This is a genomic window from Nocardia transvalensis NBRC 15921 (genome assembly GCF_000308875.1).
GTDB lineage: Bacteria > Actinomycetota > Actinomycetes > Mycobacteriales > Mycobacteriaceae > Nocardia > Nocardia transvalensis.
On record NZ_BAGL01000050.1, the window covers coordinates 71,065 to 89,216 of the forward strand.

The 18,152-nt window shown below is 70.0% G+C and carries 14 protein-coding genes; 6 read left to right on the top strand and 8 right to left on the bottom strand.

Annotation, left to right across the window (positions count from 1 at the left end; genetic code table 11):
* Positions 1–80: 80 nt before the first annotated feature.
* Genes ON41_RS14925 through narI form a run of 4 tightly spaced genes read left to right on the top strand, consistent with a single transcriptional unit; the run spans position 81 to position 6,928 of the window.
* Positions 81–3,890 carry a nitrate reductase subunit alpha gene (locus ON41_RS14925; RefSeq protein ID WP_040748219.1) on the top strand — a complete coding sequence of 1,270 codons (3,810 nt, stop codon included), beginning with the start codon at positions 81–83 and terminating at the stop codon, positions 3,888–3,890.
* 1 nt (position 3,891) lies between these two features.
* On the top strand, positions 3,892–5,559 hold the full coding sequence (gene narH / locus ON41_RS14930; RefSeq protein WP_040748220.1) for a nitrate reductase subunit beta: 1,668 nt from the start codon (positions 3,892–3,894) through the stop codon (positions 5,557–5,559).
* On the top strand, positions 5,556–6,194 hold the full coding sequence (narJ, locus tag ON41_RS14935; RefSeq protein WP_040748221.1) for a nitrate reductase molybdenum cofactor assembly chaperone: 639 nt from the start codon (positions 5,556–5,558) through the stop codon (positions 6,192–6,194). Before narH ends, narJ begins: the two co-directional genes overlap by 4 nt.
* Complete coding sequence (gene narI / locus ON41_RS14940; protein ID WP_040748222.1) at positions 6,191–6,928, top strand: respiratory nitrate reductase subunit gamma; 738 nt, start codon at positions 6,191–6,193, stop codon at positions 6,926–6,928. Before narJ ends, narI begins: the two co-directional genes overlap by 4 nt.
* A gap of 54 nt (positions 6,929–6,982) precedes the next feature.
* Here the strand turns inward: narI and ON41_RS14945 are convergent, their stop codons facing one another.
* Both ON41_RS14945 and ON41_RS14950 read right to left on the bottom strand, forming a co-directional pair.
* Complete coding sequence (locus ON41_RS14945) at positions 6,983–7,804, bottom strand: NAD(P)H-binding protein (RefSeq protein ID WP_040748223.1); 822 nt, start codon at positions 7,802–7,804, stop codon at positions 6,983–6,985.
* 9 nt (positions 7,805–7,813) lie between these two features.
* Positions 7,814–8,437: a hypothetical protein gene (locus ON41_RS14950; protein ID WP_040748224.1), complete on the bottom strand. Its 624-nt coding sequence runs from the start codon at positions 8,435–8,437 to the stop codon at positions 7,814–7,816.
* Positions 8,438–8,560: 123 nt separating this feature from the next.
* Here ON41_RS14950 and ON41_RS14955 point away from each other — a divergent pair, with 123 nt between their 5' ends.
* The gene (locus ON41_RS14955) at positions 8,561–9,283 is read left to right on the top strand and encodes a 3-keto-5-aminohexanoate cleavage protein (protein WP_040748225.1); all 723 of its coding nucleotides are present in this window, start codon (positions 8,561–8,563) and stop codon (positions 9,281–9,283) included.
* A gap of 3 nt (positions 9,284–9,286) precedes the next feature.
* Here the strand turns inward: ON41_RS14955 and ON41_RS14960 are convergent, their stop codons facing one another.
* The 3 genes from ON41_RS14960 to ON41_RS14970 form a co-directional block, all read right to left on the bottom strand.
* Entirely contained in the window at positions 9,287–9,736 is a 450-nt protein-coding gene (locus tag ON41_RS14960) for an SRPBCC family protein (protein WP_040748226.1), read from the bottom strand.
* A gap of 86 nt (positions 9,737–9,822) precedes the next feature.
* A complete protein-coding gene (locus tag ON41_RS14965) occupies positions 9,823–10,647 on the bottom strand; it encodes an SAM-dependent methyltransferase (RefSeq protein ID WP_040748227.1) in 825 nt (274 codons plus the stop codon).
* 46 nt (positions 10,648–10,693) lie between these two features.
* Complete coding sequence (locus tag ON41_RS14970) at positions 10,694–11,644, bottom strand: helix-turn-helix transcriptional regulator (RefSeq protein WP_040748228.1); 951 nt, start codon at positions 11,642–11,644, stop codon at positions 10,694–10,696.
* Positions 11,645–11,705: 61 nt separating this feature from the next.
* On the opposite strand from ON41_RS14970, the gene ON41_RS14975 reads away from it, so the two are divergent.
* Positions 11,706–12,842 carry an epoxide hydrolase family protein gene (locus ON41_RS14975; RefSeq protein ID WP_040748229.1) on the top strand — a complete coding sequence of 379 codons (1,137 nt, stop codon included), beginning with the start codon at positions 11,706–11,708 and terminating at the stop codon, positions 12,840–12,842.
* A 200-nt stretch (positions 12,843–13,042) separates the two neighbouring features.
* Here ON41_RS14975 and nuoN read toward each other — a convergent pair whose 3' ends face one another.
* From nuoN to nuoL, 3 genes are read right to left on the bottom strand one after another with little or no spacing between them, the layout of a single operon-like run.
* The gene (gene nuoN, locus ON41_RS14980) at positions 13,043–14,668 is read right to left on the bottom strand and encodes an NADH-quinone oxidoreductase subunit NuoN (protein ID WP_040748230.1); all 1,626 of its coding nucleotides are present in this window, start codon (positions 14,666–14,668) and stop codon (positions 13,043–13,045) included.
* The gene (locus ON41_RS14985) at positions 14,665–16,284 is read right to left on the bottom strand and encodes an NADH-quinone oxidoreductase subunit M (RefSeq protein WP_040748231.1); all 1,620 of its coding nucleotides are present in this window, start codon (positions 16,282–16,284) and stop codon (positions 14,665–14,667) included. The genes nuoN and ON41_RS14985 overlap by 4 nt, the downstream gene beginning before the upstream one ends.
* Positions 16,281–18,140 (bottom strand): NADH-quinone oxidoreductase subunit L, encoded by a 1,860-nt coding sequence (gene nuoL / locus ON41_RS14990; RefSeq protein ID WP_040748274.1) that lies wholly within the window; start codon positions 18,138–18,140, stop codon positions 16,281–16,283. Before nuoL ends, ON41_RS14985 begins: the two co-directional genes overlap by 4 nt.
* Between the last annotated feature and the right edge of the window lie 12 nt (positions 18,141–18,152).

Here is an 18,152-nt window from a genome sequence, read left to right on the forward strand (position 1 = left end):
TTCAGGTCGTTCGTGCGATTGGTTGTCGATCGCGCGCCCCGCGGCGCTGTCGGTCGGCAGTCCTCGAAGGAGGCGTGCGCATGGTGCAACTGGACGGCGAACTCACCGACGCGCTGATCGGCACGCGGCGGTTCTTCACCCGGACCGAGGTATCGCCGGACCGGCGCACGCTGTATCAAGTGGGCGGCCGCCAAGCGGACGAATTCTATCGGGACCGCTGGGCACACGATAAAGTGGTGCGCTCCACGCACGGCGTGAACTGCACCGGATCGTGCTCGTGGAAGGTGTACGTCAAGGACGGCATCATCACCTGGGAGACCCAGCAGACCGACTATCCGTCGGTGGGCCCGGATCGCCCCGAATACGAGCCGCGGGGGTGCCCGCGCGGCGCGGCGTTCTCCTGGTACACCTATTCGCCGACCCGCGTGCGCTACCCCTACATTCGCGGCGCGCTGCTCGAACTGTATCGGGAAGCCAAGGCGCGCACCGGGAATCCGGTCGACGCGTGGGCCTCGATCGTCGAAGATCCGGAGACGGCGCGGCGCTACAAGAGCCTGCGCGGGCGCGGCGGCCTGGTCCGCGCGACCTGGGACGAGGCGGTGGAGTTGATCGCCGCAGCGCACGTGCACACCATCAAGGCCTATGGTCCGGACCGCGTCGCGGGATTCTCCCCGATCCCCGCGATGTCGATGGTGTCGTTCGCGGGCGGATCGCGGTTCGTCTCGCTAGTGGGGGGCGTGATGCTGTCGTTCTACGACTGGTACGCCGATCTCCCGGTGGCCTCGCCGCAGGTCTTCGGCGACCAGACCGATGTGCCGGAGTCCGGGGACTGGTGGGACGCGGGCTATCTGATCATGTGGGGTTCGAACGTGCCGGTGACCCGCACACCGGACGCGCACTGGATGGCGGAGGCGCGCTATCGCGGCCAGAAGGTGATCGCGGTCGCGCCCGACTACGCCGACAACGTGAAATTCGCCGACGAATGGCTCGCCCCGCATCCGGGCACCGACGGCGCGCTGGCCCTCGCGATGGGGCACGTGATCCTGCGTGAGTTCTTCGTGGACCGGCAGGAGCCGTATTTCGCGGACTATGTGAAGCGGCGTACGGACTTGCCGTTTCTCGTGCGGCTCGAACCTCTTGTTTCCGGCCAAAAGCATGCCGGAAACAAGGAAGATGCCGGTGGGGCGGGGAACGGGGCAGGCGTCGGTGAGGCCGGGAACGGCACAGGCGTCGGTGGGGCCGGGAACGGGGCAGGCGTCGGTGGGGCCAGGGACGGGGCGGGTGGCGCATATCGGCCCGGAAAGTTCCTCACCGCCGCCGATCTCGATGAATTCGCGGGCGAGCCGAATGCGGCGTTCAAGACGGTTCTGCTGGACGAGGGCGGACATCCGGTGGTGCCCAACGGATCCCTCGGCTTCCGGTACGGCGAGGAAGGCGCGGGGAGGTGGAATCTGGAGCTGGGGGAGACCGATCCGCTGCTGACCGTGTACGGCGGGGACGCGGTGGCGGTGGAGTTGTCGCGGTTCGACGCCCCGGACGGCGCGGCCCATCCGCTGCGGCGCGGCGTCCCGGTCCGCACCGTCGGCGGGCACCTGGTGACCACCGTGTACGACCTGATGCTGGCGCAGTACGGCGTGCACCGCCCGGGGCTGCCGGGTGAGTGGCCGAGCGGGCTCGACGACGCGAACCAGCCCGGCACACCCGCCTGGCAGGAGACCGTCACGGGTGTTCCCGCCGCGGCCGCCGCCCGCATCGGCCGCGAATTCGCCGCCAACGCCGCCGAATCCGAGGGCCGGTCGATGATCCTCCTCGGCGCCGGCACCAACCACTGGTTCCACTCCGACACCATCTACCGCACCTTCCTGGCACTCACCACGCTCACCGGCTGCCAGGGCGTCAACGGCGGCGGCTGGGCGCACTACGTCGGGCAGGAGAAGTGCCGTCCGGTCACCGGGTGGGCGCAGGTCGCCAATGCGCTGGACTGGTCGCGCCCGCCGCGGCAGATGATCCAGACCGCCTACTGGTACCTGCACACCGACCAGTTCCGCTACGACCCGTTCGCCGCCGACACCCTCGCCGGGGCCGCGGCCGGCGGGCGGCTGTCGGGCAAGACGACGGCCGACCTGATCGCGCTGTCGGCGCGGCTGGGCTGGATGCCGTCGTATCCGACCTTCGACCGCAATCCGCTCGACCTCGGCGCGGAGGCGAAGGCGGCGGGCCTGCCGGTCGCGGACTACGTGGTCTCGGAACTGAAGCTGGGAAAGCTGCGGTTCGCCTGCGAGGATCCCGATGCGCCGCAGAACTTTCCGCGGGTGCTCAGCGTGTGGCGGTCCAACCTGCTGGGCTCCTCGGCGAAGGGCGACGAGTATTTCCTGAAGCATCTGCTGGGCGCGGAGTCGTCGCTGCGCGCGGAGGAGGCGCCGCCGAACGCGCGCCCGCGGGAGGTGCGGTGGCACGACGAGGCGCCGGTCGGGAAGCTGGATCTGCTGCTGACACTGGACTTCCGGATGACCAGCACCACCCTCTACTCGGATGTGGTGCTCCCGGCGGCGACCTGGTACGAGAAGTACGACCTGTCGACCACCGACATGCATCCGTTCGTGCACTCGTTCTCACCCGCGATCGCTCCGCCCTGGCAGGCCCGCACCGACTGGGACGCCTTCCAGCGCATCGGCAAGGCGTTCAGCCGCCTGGCCTCGGACCACCTCGGCACCCGCACCGACGTCGTGGCCGCGCCGCTGCAACACGACACCCCCGACGAGCTGGCCACCCCGCACGGCGTGGTGCGGGACTGGAAAGCCGGTGAGTGCGAACCGGTTCCGGGCACGACCATGCCGAAGCTGATCGCCGTCGAGCGCGACTATCCGGCGGTGGCGGCGAAGATGGCGGCGCTCGGCCCGCTGCTGGACTCGCTGGGCGCCACCACCAAGGGCGTCACGTTCGACGTCGGCCAGGAGATCGCCTACCTCGCCGACAAGAACGGCACCGTGCGCGGCGGGCCGGCCGACGGCCGCCCGGCGCTGGTGCGCGACATCGACGCCTGCGAGGCGATCCTGGCGCTGTCGGGCACCACCAACGGCCGCCTCGCCACCCAGGGTTTCCGGACGCTGGAGAAGCGCACCGGAACCCGGCTGGCCGATCTGGCCGCCGAGCACGAGGGCAAGCGGATCACCTTCGCCGACACCCAGATCGCGCCGGTCCCGGTCATCACGTCACCGGAGTGGTCGGGATCGGAATCCGGGGGCCGCCGGTACTCGCCGTTCACGGTCAATGTGGAACGGAACAAGCCGTGGCACACCCTCACCGGCCGCCAGCACTTCTACCTCGACCACGACTGGATGGCCGAGGTGGGCGAGCAGCTCCCGGTGTTCCGGCCGCCGCTGAACATGGCCGCGCTGTTCGCCGAACCGGCGCTCGGCGCGACCGGCGAGCACGGCCTCGCGCTGCGCTACCTGACCCCGCACTCGAAGTGGTCGATCCACTCCGAATATCAGGACAACCTGTTCATGCTCAGCCTCTCGCGCGGCGGGCCGACGATCTGGATGTCCGACCGCGACGCCGCCAAGATCGGTGTCGCCGACAACGAGTGGATCGAGGCGGTCAACCGCAACGGCGTCGTGGTGGCGCGGGCGGTCGTGTCGCACCGGATGCCGGAGGGCACCGTCTACATGCACCACGCCCAGGACCGGGTGGTGGACGTGCCGATCGCGGAGACGTCGGGGCAGCGCGGCGGCATCCACAATTCGCTGACCCGGCTGCTGATCAAGCCCACCCATCTCATCGGCGGCTACGCGCAGCTGACCTACGCGTTCAACTATCTCGGCCCGACCGGCAACCAGCGCGACGAGATCACCCTGATCCGCCGCCGCGGCCAGGAGGTGCGGTACTGATATGAAACCCATGGCGCAGATGGCGATGGTGATGAACCTCGACAAGTGCATCGGCTGCCACACCTGCTCGGTGACCTGCAAACAGACCTGGACCAACCGCGCCGGTGTCGAGTACGTGTGGTTCAACAACGTGGAAACCCGTCCGGGACAGGGGTATCCGCGCACCTACGAGGATCAGAAGCGGTGGCGCGGCGGCTGGACGCTGGACCGGCGGGGACGGCTGAAGCTGCGCGGCGGCGGGCGCCTGCGCAAGCTGCTCACCCTCTTCGACAATCCGATCCTGCCCGACCTGGCCGACTACTACGAGCCCTGGACCTACGACTACGACACCCTCACCAGCGCGCCCGTGCAGCGGCACACCCCGGTGGCGCGGCCGAAATCGCTGATCACCGGCAAGGATACGACGGTGACCTGGTCGGCCAACTGGGACGACGACCTAGGCGGCGCACCGGAACTCGCGCGCAAGGACCCGCTGCTGGCGGAGCTGGGCGACAAGGTGCGCTTCGAGTTCGAGCACACCTTCATGTTCTATCTGCCGCGCATCTGCGAGCACTGCCTCAACCCGTCGTGCGCGGCGTCGTGCCCGTCCGGCGCGATCTACAAGCGCAGCGAGGACGGCATCGTCCTGGTCGACCAGGACAAGTGCCGCGGCTGGCGGATGTGCGTCTCGGGGTGCCCGTACAAGAAGGTGTTCTTCAACCACCGCACGGGCAAGGCCGAGAAATGCACGTTCTGCTTCCCGCGCGTCGAGGTCGGGCTGCCGACGGTGTGCGCGGAGACCTGCGTGGGCCGGCTGCGCTACATCGGGCTGATGCTGTACGACGCCGACAAGGTCCTCGATGTCGCGGGCACCCCGGACGAGCACGATCTCTACGCCGCCCAGCGCGACGCCTTCCTCGATCCGAACGATCCCGAGGTCGTCGCCGCCTGCACGCGGGCGGGCATCCCGGACGACTGGATCGAGGCCGCGCAGCGCTCACCGGTGTACGCGCTGATCAATACCTATCGGGTCGCGCTGCCGCTGCATCCGGAATACCGCACGGTGCCGATGGTCTGGTACATCCCGCCGCTGTCGCCGGTGGTCGACGCGCTGCGCGACACCGGGAACGACGCCGAGGACCACGGCAACCTGTTCGCGGCCATCGAGGCGCTGCGCATCCCGGTCGAATATCTCGCGGAGCTGTTCACGGCGGGCGACGTGGCGCCGGTGGAGTCGGTGTTGCGAAAACTGGCCGCCATGCGCAGCTATATGCGCGATATCAATCTCGGCCGCGAAACCCGCCCCGAGATCGCCGAGAAGGTCGGCATGGACGCCGAACAGCTCTACGACATGTACCGGCTGATGGCGCTGGCGAAATACGAGGAACGCTACGTGATCCCGCCCGCCCACGCCGAACAGGCGCGCGGACTGGAGGAATCTGCGACCGGGTGCAGCCTCGACTACGACGGAGGTCCGGGCATGGACAGCTGGGGGCCGTTCGGCGAGAGTTCCGGCGGCGTGACACCCGTCGCGGTGGAGAACTTCCGGATGCTGCGCGACCGCCAGACCAGCGATACCGGCGCGGCGCCGGTCGGCAAGTCCGAGCGGGTGAACCTGCTCAACTGGGACGGGCGCGGCGTGCCCGCGGGACTGCTGCCGCCCAGGACCGAAGGGAGGCATCGCAAATGAGCCTCGGCGCACCGGAGCGGGCCGCCGCCCGGCAGGTCCAGTCGCTGCTGCTGGGATACCCCGATGCCGTTCTGCTGGACCGGCGTCCGCTGCTGCGCCGTGCGGCCGATGCCCTGCCGAAGGCAGTCGGTGCACCGTTGCGCCCACTGCTGGATCACCTCGACACCGCCGAACCGCTCACGCTGGCCACCGAATACGTCGACACCTTCGACCACCGCAAGCGGTTCAGCCCGTATCTGACCTATTTCCTGTACGGCGACACCCGCAAGCGCGGGATGGCGCTGCTGCGATTCAAACAGGTCTACCGGGCCGCGGGCCTGGTCCTCGGTGACGGCGAACTGCCCGACCACCTGGCGGTCCTGCTGGAGTTCGCGGCGGCGCACGCCGAGGCGGGCGACAAGCTGCTGACCGAGTACCGCGTCGGCGTGGAACTCATGCGGCACGGGCTGCGCGACGCCGGCTCGCCCTGGACGGGCGTGCTCGATTCGGTCGATGCCACCCTGCCGCCGCTGCACGGCAGCGACCGTGACGCCCTGGCCCGCCTGATCGCCGAGGGCCCGCCGGGCGAGGAGGTCGGGCTGGAACCGTTCGCGCCGCCCTCGTACATGCCCGAACCGATCGGAGGACGCCGATGACGCCGAGCGCCGCGGATATTCTGCTGTGGGTCGCCGTTCCGTATGCGGCGCTGGGGATCTGCCTGGTCGGGCACGTATGGCGGTATCGCTACGACAAATTCGGGTGGACCACCCGGTCCTCGCAGCTCTACGAGAACCGGCTGCTGCGGCTGGGGAGCCCGCTGTTCCACTACGGGATCGTCTTCGTCTTCCTCGGGCACGTGCTCGGGCTGGTGGTTCCGGAGTCGTGGACCGAGGCGATCGGGGTCAGCGAGGGTGTGTACCACGCCGTGTCCTTCGGCCTCGGCACGCTGGCCGGTGTCGCGGCGGTCCTGGGGCTGGCGATCCTGATCTATCGCCGCCGCACGGTCGGTCCGGTGTTCTCGGCCACGACCCGCAACGACAAGATCATGTACGCGCTGCTGGGGCTGACGCTCGCGCTCGGCCTGGGCGCCACGGTGTACAACACGCTGAGCGGGCAGGACCACGACTACCGGCAGGACGTCGCGCCCTGGTTCCGATCGATCTTCTACTTCCGACCCGAACCGGAACTCATGGTGGGCGCGCCCCTCGGCTACCGATTGCACGCGCTGCTGGCCTGCGCGCTGTTCGCGTTCTGGCCGTTCAGTCGCCTGGTGCATGTGTGGTCGGCCCCGGTGGCCTACCTGACCCGCCCCTACATCGTCTACCGCAGCCGCGACGAATCGCTGGGAACGCATCGCCCGCCGCGCGGCTGGGAACGTGTCGGGCAGTAGCGGTTCCGGATGCACACACCGCACAGTTGCACGGTGTGCCATCGCGGGCGGGTGTCAGCGGAACTCGTCGGCGTGTGCCCCGGCCCAGTCGGCGAAGGTGCGGGGCGGGCGGCCGGTGACCCGTTCGACCGTATCGCGGACGACGGATTCGTCGATCGCGCCCGCGACATAGAAATCGAAGAAGGCGTCGACGTACTCCGGTGGCGTGGTCCGCAGCAGTTCGGCGCGGGTCTCGTCGTTGTCGAGTTCGACGCAGGTCAGATCGCGGCCGAGGACGCGGCCCAGGACGGCGACCTGCTCGGCGGGCCGCAGCGCCTCCGGTCCCGTGGGCCACAGGATCTCGCCGCGATGGTCCTCGCCGCGCAGGGCCTGTGCCGCGACCGCCGCCAGATCGGCGGGATCGAGGCTCGCGAGCGCGACGGTCGGGAACTGGGCCCGCACGACATCCCCGGCTCGCAATTGGGGCAGCCAGCGCAGGGCGTTGGACATGAATGCCGAGGGGCGCAGGATCGTCCACGACAGCCCGGATTCGACCACCTCGCGCTCGGAGGCGGCCATGTACCGGGTGACGGCATTGGCGGTATTGCCGGTGGCCGCGGAGGTCCCCGACAGCAGGACGATGTGCCGCACCCCCGACTTCTCGGCTGCCGCAACGACTCCGGGGTAACCCGGCAGCACGAAGGCGGCTCGTACGTCGTCGAAAGCGTCGCCGAGAGTGTCCGGTGCGGTCAGATCGCCGGTGGCCGCCTCGACGCCGGCGGGGAGGGTGGCCCGCGCCGGGTCGCGGACCAGGGCGCGCACCGGCTCACCGGCGGTCGCGAGCGCCGTGACGAGTGCTGATCCGATGGTGCCGGTGGCGCCGGTAACGAGGAACACGGTCTTCTCCTACTGCTGGGGCCACTGCGGCGGCGGGGGCTGGTGCTGGCCGGGATATCCCGCGGGCGGCTGGGCGCCGGGCATCGGCTGCTGCTGCCATGCGTTCGGGGGAGGCGCCATCTGCGGCTGGGGCCAGGAGTTGGCGGGCGGGCGCGGGCCGCCGGTCGACATCGCCGCGGAGAACAGCGCGCCGATCACTACGAGCGCGACGAGGGTGGTCGGGATCGCCAGCCAGCCGCCGTGGGCCAACGCGGCGCTGCCCAGATTGCGGTCGCCGGCGCTGAAGATCAACCCGAGATTGGGCGCGAGCACCGCGCCCGCACCGATACCGCCGGCGACCCGCGCGACGGCGGGCCTGCCGGCGGTGAGTAGCAGCACCGCGGCGAACAGGGCGAACAGCACGGTGAGGACCACGACGGCATCGCTCCAGAAGAACTTGTCGTACCGGGCGAAGAGCCAGATCCGGCGCGCGACGAACAAGATCGCCGCTAGGGCCAGGCCGGCGGCCGCGATCGCGTCGGCCGCGCGGCGCCCACCGGACGGCGGCGGATAGCCGGGCGGGGAACCCCATCCCGGGCCGGGGAAACCCGCCGGATTGTGCGGCGGCGGTCCGGGCTGGAACGGCTGACCCATTGCGGGAACTCCCTTGCTGCGGCGGCGACTCGATGCAGCCTATGCGATTCGCCCGGGGCGGGAAGGCCGACCGAGCACCCGAAGTGCCCGAATTCCGCGGTGGTCCGGCGTTAGGATCGCCCCGTGCTGCAGGTGTGCCTCAACGGTTCGCGCGCCCGCTCGGAGTGTGCCGGAGTGCCGGTATCCGCGAGCGAGCTGGCCGCGGCCGCGCGGGCCGCGGTCGACGCCGGGGCGGCGGATATTCATCTGCACCCCAAGGATTCCCGCGGGCGGGACACCCTGACCGCGGCGACCGTCGCCGAGGCCGTCGACCTGGTGCGCGCCGCGGCGCCCGGCATTCCCGTCGGCGTCACCACCGGCGCGTGGACCGAGCCGGATCCCGCCCGCCGGGCCGAGCTGATCCGCACCTGGACCGTGCTGCCCGACCACGCCTCGGTGAACTGGCACGAGCCCGGCGCGGATCTGGTCGCGGCCGCGCTGCTGGATATGGGGATCGGCGTCGAGGCGGGCGTGTACTCCGGGACCGACGGCGCCGACCGGTTCCGGCGCTCGCCGCACGCGCCCCACGTGCTGCGCGTCCTCGCCGAGATCGTCGACACCGATTCGCGGACCGCGCCCGCCGCCGCCCGCGCGTTGCTGGCTCAGCTGGGTCCGGCGCTCCCGGCCCCGGTCCTGCTGCACGGCGAGGACGGCGGGGCGTGGCCGGTGCTGCGGCTGGCCGGGGAGATGGGACTGGACACCCGCATCGGGCTGGAGGACGTTCTCCACGATCCGGACGGAAAGCCGGTGTCGGACAACGCCGTCCTGATCCGTGCGGCCCGGGCCATACTCGCCGGTCGCGGCTGACCGTCAGTCGTCGAGGGTGTCCAGCACCCTGTGCAGCTTCGGCATGAGGTTGCGCCAGCCCCGCTCCATGGCGTTGCGCGCCATCTTCTGCCGCCGGTCCTCGATATCGAATCCGGTCTGGGTCAACAGCAGTCGCGTACCGCGGCCCTGCGGGCGGATAGCCCAGTCGACGATCCAGCGCGCGGGATAGTCGGCGCGCAGATCGACCCAGCTGACCGTCAGCTGCTCGCGGGGCCGGGACGTGAGGACCTCGCAGGCGACCCCGGCGGCCGGCTCGGACGGTACCGCGAAGATGAAATGCGTTCCGACGGCCGTGTCGAATCCGACCGACCGCATGAGCCACCGCGCGAGGAGATCGGGTTCGGTCAGCACGCGCCAGACCTGATCCGGCGCGTGTGGGAAGAAGCCGCCGATCTCGACGGCGGCGGGATCGAGTTCCGCATCAGAAGTCACCCGTACACCCCCGGGACGATCTTGCCAGGACACCGTCATTTTATGATCTCCGGCCGAAATGTCCTGTGCGCGCGGCCCGGTACGGGCTACGGCTTGCGGGCCAGCGCGCAGGCGATCAGCTGCTCCCAGACCGTCAGGTCGCGTTCCTCGACGCCGATCTTGTCGACGTCGTCGGCCGGCGGGGCGGGCCGCCACTGCGTGCAGTAGGTCAGGCCGGGGTCGAGGATCTCGAGGTCGTCGCCGAACAGGGACAGGATCTCGTCGTCGGTGCGCCAGCGGCCGCGGCCGAAGGTCTCCTGCAGTTTCGCCTCGGCGGCCTGCGTCTGCTCGTTGTATCCGGCGCGGAAGTGCGAGATGTAGACCTCGCTGCCCGACGGCACCCGGTCCACCCACCACCGGACCAGTTCGCGCGGATCCTCGTCGTCGTTGAGGTGGTGCAGGATCGCGCTGAATATCATGCCGACCGGCCGCTCGAAGTCGATGAGCCGTTCGACATCGGGGTGCCGCCGGATCTCCTCCGGCTCGCGCAGATCGGCGTGGATCACGGTGGTGTTGTCGTCGGTCTCCAGCAGCGCCCGGCCGTGTGCCAGCACGATCGGATCGTTGTCGATGTAGGCGACCCGGGCGCCGGGCACGTGGACCTGGGCGACCTGATGCACGTTGTCGGCGGTCGGCAGGCCGCTGCCCATATCGATGAACTGGGTGATGCCGTCGCGGGCGATAGCGCCGACCGCGCGGACGAGGGCCTGCCGGTTGGCGTAGGCGATGGCCACCGAACCGGGCAGATCGCGGATGAAGAAGTCGCCGATCTTGCGGTCGGCCTCGTAGTTGTCGCGGCCGCCGAGCAGGTAGTCGTAGACGCGGGCGATACTCGGCTGCGATTGGTCTATGCCCGTGATGTGGCCGGCCATCTCGATCTCCCCTGTCCGCCGAACGGCTGTCGAGTGCATCGTAGTCTCAGCCTGTGGCGGCGCGGCACCGATCACCCAGGGCGCGAACGGCTTCCACGAGTTCGGGTGGTCCGGTCACGGTGAAGTCGACGTCCAGGGAGCTGATCATCCAGGCCAGCGACCACGGCGTATCGGCGCCCACGTGCAGCAGGCTGGAGGTGTCGTCGACCGCCTCCAGCACGCCCATGCCCGGCCAGATCCGGTCGGTCAGCGCGGCGGCGGGCCGGTGCAGCACGACGGTCGCCCGCCACGACCACGCCTCGTCGGACAGCCGCTGGGACAGGTAGGCGACGACGTCGCCGCCGGGTAGCTCGCGCGGCGTGAAGCGCGGGCCGGTCGGGATCTTCGGGCGCAGCCGGTCGACCCGGAACGAGCGCCAGTCGTCCCGCCCGACATCCCACGCGACCAGATACCAGTGCCGGCTGAAGTTGACGACGGCGACCGGTTCGGTCGCGCGAATCGTCTGCCGCCCACCGTGATCGGTGTAGTCGAACCGCAGCCGCTCCCGCCGGTCGCACGCCTCGGACAGGGCGATCAGGACATCGGGGTCCACCCGCGGCGCGGTGGCCCCCACCCGCACCATCGAGCGTTGCAACGTGGCGAGCCGGTGCCGCAGCCGCGACGGCAGGACCTGCTCGAGTTTCGCCAGGGACCGCAGCGACGCCTCTTCGATCCCGGCCACGGTGCCGCCCGCGACCGTGCGCAGGCCGACCGCGACGGCGAGCGCCTCCTCGTCGTCGAGCAGCAGCGGCGGCAGCGCGGATCCGGCGCCCAGCCGGTAGCCGGCGATGCCCTGGGTGGCGTCGACCGGATAGCCGAGATCGCGCAGCCGGTCGATATCGCGCCGCACGGTACGGACGGTGACGCGCAACCGGTCGGCGAGTTCGGCGCCCGACCAGTCGCGGTGCTCCTGCAGCAGCGACAGCAGGCGCAGCAGCCGGGCGGAGGTCTCGGTCATGGTCCCAGCATGCCATTCACTTAGGACCGGATCGTTCCTAAGCGGGTCGTAGCGTCGAGCCATGACCACTCCCGAACCTTTCCGGATCGACATCCCGCAGCACGACATCGACGATCTGAACGCCCGCCTGGCCGCCACCCGCTGGCCCGCCGAACTGCCCGGCGTCGGGTGGGACTACGGCATCCCGACGAGTTACGCCCGTGCGCTGGCCGACTACTGGCGCGTCGAATTCGACTGGCGCGCACAGGAATCGGCGCTCAACACCCATCCGCAGTTCGTGACCGAGATCGACGGTCGGCGCCTGCACTTCACGCACGTGCGCTCGGGCGAGTCCGGAGCATTGCCGCTGGTGCTGGTGCACGGGTGGCCGTTCGCCGACTTCCGTGACGTGATCGGGCCGCTCACCGATCCCGTCGCGCACGGGGCGGACGCGGGCGACGCCTTCGATCTCGTGATTCCCACCCTGCCCGGATTCGGGTTCTCCGGGCCGACCGGCGCGCCGGGGGAGGCGGCCACGGAACGGTCCGCCGAGCTGATCGCGGAACTCATGGCGCGGCTGGGCTATCGCCGCTACGGCGCGCAGGGCGGCGACGCGGGATCGTTCATCGCGCCGCGGCTGGGAAGCATCGACGGCGAGCACGTCGCGGGTGTGCACCTCAACGACCCCATCACCATCCCGTCCTGGGACGACGACGGATCCGGGTACAGCGCCCGCGATCGGGAGAAGCTGGCCGAACTCCAGGACTGGAGCAGCTCGGAGACCTCCGGATACGCGGGCATCCACGCCACCCGCCCGCAGACGCTGGCGCCGGCGGTGAACGATTCGCCCGCGGGCCTGCTGTCGTGGGTGCTCGATGTCGTGCACACCTACACCGATCCCGCGAAGGATCTGCCCGACGAGGCCATCGATCGCGACGTGCTGCTCGCCAACCTCGCCATCCTCTGGTTCACGGGCACCATCGGCTCCTCGATGCTGCTGTACAAGGAGTCCCGCCAGTGGGGTGCGGAACCGGCCCGCTCCGGGGTGCCGACCGGGATCGCGGTATTCCCGGGCAACCGGACGATCCGCGGCATCGCGGAGAAGCAGCACACGGTCGCGCACTGGTCGGAATTCGACCGCGGCGGGCACTTCGCCGCGATGGAGGCCCCGGATCTGCTCGTGAAGGATCTGCGCGAATTCTTCCGCACGGTGCGCTGAGGCCCCTGGGTCGGGATACGCCTCGGCCACAGCCGTGACAACACTCTGCCCCGGGCGGACATACGCTTCGGCCGCAGCCGTCACGACACCCTGCCCCGGGCGGACGTACGCCTCGGCCGCAGCCGTCACGACACCCTGCCCCAGGCGGATATAAGCCTCGGCCCCGGGTGATAAGCACCCGGGGCCGAGGGACTGACGGCTCAGCGCACGAATATCGTTGCGCGCTCGGCCATATCGAGCAGCGGCTGGGGCAGGATGCCCAGCACCAGTGTGGCGGCGGCGGTCACGGCGATCACCCCGGTGGTGGCGGGCGGGGTGACGACGCGCGGCGCGTCCTCGGGCGGATCGGTGAAGAACATCAGCACGATGATCCGGATGTAGAAGAAGGCCGCGATCGCGCTGGCGATGACACCCACGATCACCAGGACGGTGGCGCCGCCGGTGGCCGCGGCGGAGAACACCGCGAACTTGCTGACGAATCCGCTGGTGAGCGGGATACCGGCCATCGACAGCAGGAACAGCGCGAAAACCGTTGCCAGCCAGGGGGATTGCCGACCCAGGCCCGCCCAGGACGACAGCGCCGTCGCCTCGTCGCCGGTGCCGTCGCGCACCAGGGTCACCGCCGCGAACGCGCCGACCGTGGCGATGCCGTAGGCGGCGAGGTAGAACAGCACCGACGAGGTGCCCGAGGTGTTCGCGGCGACCAGTGCGGTGAGGATGAAACCGGCATGGGCCACCGAGGAATACGCCAGGACGCGTTTCACGTCGGTCTGCGTCACCGCCATGATCGCGCCGACCACCATGGTCGCGATCGAGACCGCCGCGAGCACCGGGCGCCAGTCGTCGCGCAGCCCCGGCACCGCCACCTGCAGCAGCCGCAGCAGCGCGCCCACGGCGGCGATCTTGGTCCCGGCGGCCATGAACGCGGTCACCGGAGTCGGCGCGCCCTGGTACACGTCGGGCACCCACGCCTGGAAGGGCACCGCGCCGATCTTGAACAGCAGGCCGACCGCCAGCATCGCGATACCCAGCACCGCCAGGGTTTTCGAGCCGGAGTCGCGGGCCACCACATCGGCGATGCCCCCGAAACGCACTGTACCGGCGTAGCCGTACAGCAACGCCATCCCGTACAGGAAGAACGCCGAGGAGAACGCGCCGAGCAGGAAGTACTTCAGCGCCGCCTCCTGCGACAGCAGCCGCCGGTGCCGCGCCAGCCCGCACAGCAGATACAGCGGCAGTGACAGCACCTCGAGCGCCACGAACATGGTCAGCAGATCGTTGGAGGCCGGGAACAGCAGCAGCCCGCCGACGGCGAACAGCGTCAGCGGGAACACCTCGGTGGTGGTGATTCCCGCTCGCGCCGCGGCGATCTCGTCCTGGCTGCCGGGGACGGCGGCCGCCTGCGGGGTGAACGCGTCGACCGGGATCGTGGCGCCGGCGGCCTGGGCGGCGGCGCGGCTCCAGGTGCCGGGACCCTCGCGCCGCGGGCGGCGCAGCAGCGGCACGATGCCGCGCTCGGCCATCAACACCAGCCCGAGTATCGCGGCCACCAGGATCGTGCCCTGCAGGAACAGGGCCACATTGTCGACGGCCACCGCATCGACGACGGCGGTGGTGCGGGTGCCGGCCAGACCGACGACCGCGCCGAGCGCGATACCGAGCCCGGCGAAGCCGAGCAGCACCTGCAACCAGTACCGCCAGGCGCGGGGCGCGAACGCCTCCACGATCACTCCGGCGACGGCGGCGGCGAAGACGACGAGCATCGGTGCGAGGACACCGTATTCGATGGACGGGGCCGGAACCGTCGCGGCGAGAAGCTGAGTCATTTGTGGGTCCCTCCGCCCGGGGCGACGGCCGCCTCCTGCTGTGGCACGGTCGGTGCCGGATCGTGTTTGCCGATGGTGGTCAGCGTGGTGGCCACCGCCGGATTGATGCGGTCGAGCACGGGCTTCGGGTACGCGCCGAGGAACAGCAGCGCCGCGATCAGCGGAACCACCACGACCAGTTCGCGCGGCAGCAGATCGTAGAGCCGCTCGTTGTCCTTCTTGACCGGCCCGGTCATCATCCGCTGGTAGAGCCACAGGACATACAGCGCCGCGAGCACCAGGGCGCTGGTGGCGAAGATCGCCGCCACCGGGTAGCGGGTGAAAGTGCCGACCAGGACCAGGAATTCGCTGACGAACGGTGCGAGTCCGGGCAGCGAGAGGGTGGCGAGTCCGGCGATGAGGAAGGTGCCGGCCAGCACGGGCGCCACCTTCTGCACGCCGCCGAAGTCGGAGATGAGCCGGCTGCCCTTGCGCGACACCAGGAATCCCGCGATCAGGAACAGTGCCGCGGTCGAGATGCCGTGGTTGATCATGTACAGCGTGGCCCCGGCGCCGCCCTGGTTGGTCATGGCGAAGATGCCGAGGATGATGAACCCGAAGTGCGAGATCGAGGTGTAGGCGATCAGGCGCATCACATCGGTCTGCCCGATGGCCAGCAGTGCCCCGTACACGATGCCGATCACCGCGAGGGTGCAGATCAGCGGCGCGTAGGTGGACGAGGCGGACGGGAACAGCAGCAGGCAGTAGCGCAGCATGCCGAAGGTGCCGACCTTGTCGACCACCGCCATCATGAGTACCGCGCTGGCCGGGGTGGCGGAGACGGCCGCGCCGGGCAGCCAGGTGTGCAGCGGCCACAGCGGCGCCTTCACCGCGAACGCGAACATGAATCCGAGGAAGATCGCGTTCAGCACCGCCGGGCCCGCGCCCAGCTCGCCGGAGTTGGCGGCGGCCATGACGGCCCGGAAGTCGAAGGTCCCGCCGCCGTCGGCGCCGAGCTTCTCGCGCGCGGTGAGCACGTACAGCCCGATCACCGCCGCCAGCATGATGAGCCCGCCGAACAAGTTGTACAGCAGGAATTTCACCGCTGCGCGCGAGCGTTGCTGGCGCAGCGCGACGTCATCGGTGCGCGGCCCGAATCCGCCGATGAGGAAGTACATCGGGATCAGCATGACCTCGAAGAACACGTAGAACAGCAGGATGTCCAGCGAGACGAACGAGATCAGCACCATGGACTCGACGACGAGCGTCAGCGCGACGTAGATGTGTGCCACGCGCCGCCCGGTCCCGACCTCCCGCTCGTCCTTCCAGCCCGCCAGGATCAGCAACGGCACCAGCGCCGCGGTGAGCAGCACCAGCACCAGCGCGATCCCGTCGACGCCGAGCGTGTAACCCGCCCCGAAAGCCGGTATCCACCTGTGCGATTCGACGAACTGGAACTGCGCGCCCCCCGGTTCGAACCGCACCGCCACCACGATCCCGGCGGCCAGCGCGGCCAGCGAGAACACCAGCCCGGTCGAGCGAGCCAGCGTGCGCTGCGTCCCCGGCAGCAGGAGCACCAGTGCCGCACCGGCCAGGGGCAGCACCCACAGCGTCGTCAGCCACGGAAATGAGTTCACAGGAGCCTCACCGCGAGAAGGGCGGCGACCACCAGGGCCGCGCCGGTGAACATGGACAGGGCGTAGGAGCGGACGAAACCGGTTTGCACGCGCCGGATTCGGGCGGACAGGCCGCCGATGAGGGCGGCGGTGGAGTTGACCAGGCCGTCGATGCCGCGGGTGTCGACGAACACCAGCGAGCGGGTGACGTGCTGCCCCGGCCGCATGAACGCGGCTTCGTTGAGGGCGTCGCCGTAGAGGTCGCGGCGGGCCGCGCGGGTGAGCGCCGAACCGGCGGGCGCGGTCTCGGGCACCTTGCGGGCGTATTCGTCGTAGGCGACCCATACGCCGGCCACGACGACGACCAGTGCGAAGACCGTGATGGCCCAGGCCGGAATCGCGGACTCGCCGTGATGGACGCCGACCACGGGCTCCAGCCAGTTCTGCAGCGAGGACCCGAGCACCAGCAGCCCGCCCGCGCCGACCGACCCGAGCGCCAGCAGGATCATCGGACCGGTCATCACCGCGGGCGATTCGTGCGGGTGCGCGTCCTCGCGCCAGCGGCGCTCGCCGAAGAAGGTCATCAGCATCACGCGGGTCATGTAGAACGCGGTGATGCCGGCGCCCGCCAGGGCGGCGATACCGGTGACGATGCCGCCGACGCCGCCGAAGGCGAAGGCGGACTCGATGATCCGGTCCTTGGAGAAGAATCCGGAGAACGGCGGCACCCCGATGATCGCGAGGTAGCCGAGCCCGAAGGTGACGTAGGTGATCGGCATGACCTTGCGCAGTCCGCCGTAGCGGCGCATATCGGTCTCGTCGTTCATGCCGTGCATCACCGAACCGGCGCCGAGGAACAGCCCGGCCTTGAAGAATCCGTGGGTGAGCAGGTGCATGATGGCGGCGGCGTAGCCGATCGGCCCGAGTCCGGCCGCGAGGATCATGTAGCCGATCTGGCTCATGGTGGAGGCGGCCAGCGCCTTCTTGATGTCGTCCTTCGCGCAGCCGATGATCGCGCCGAACAGCAGCGTCACCGCGCCGACGGTCATCACGGCGGCCCGCGCGCCGGGCGCGAGGTCGAAGATCGGACCCGACCGCGCGATCAGGTACACACCGGCGGTGACCATGGTGGCGGCGTGGATGAGCGCCGACACCGGGGTCGGGCCCTCCATCGCGTCCCCGAGCCAGGACTGCAGCGGCACCTGCGCGGACTTGCCGCACGCGCCGAGCAGCAACAGCAGGCCGATCGCGGTGAGCGTGCCCTCGCCGGCCTGCGGCGCTCCCGCGAACACCTGGGAGAAGTCGACCGACCCGAAGGTGGCGAACATGACGAACAGCGCGATCGCCAGCCCCATGTCGCCGACCCGGTTCACCACGAACGCCTTCTTCGCCGCCGTTGCGGCGGAAGGCTTCTCGTGCCAGAAACCGATCAGCAGGTAGGACGCCAGGCCGACGCCCTCCCAGCCCAGGTACAGCACCAGGTAGTTGTCGGCGAGGACCAGCACCAGCATCGCGGCCAGGAACAGATTCAGGTAGGCGAAGAACCTGCGGCGGCCGGGATCGTGGCTCATGTAGCCGACCGAGTAGAGGTGGATCAGCGATCCGACCCCGGTGATCAGCAGGACGAAACACATCGACAGCTGATCGAGGCGCAGCGCGAAGTCGGCCTGCAGCCCGGCCACCGGCACCCAGCTGAAGAAGCTGTGCGCGACGGGCCGCGCGTCGGCGCCGCGGCCGAGCATGTCGACGAACGCCCAGCCCGCCACGGCGAACGAGGCCAGTGCCAGCGCGGTGCCCAGCCAATGCCCCCAGGCATCGCTGACCTTCCCGAGCAGCAACAGGATCACGGCGCCGGCCAAGGGGAGGGCCGGCAGCATCCAGAGCGTCAA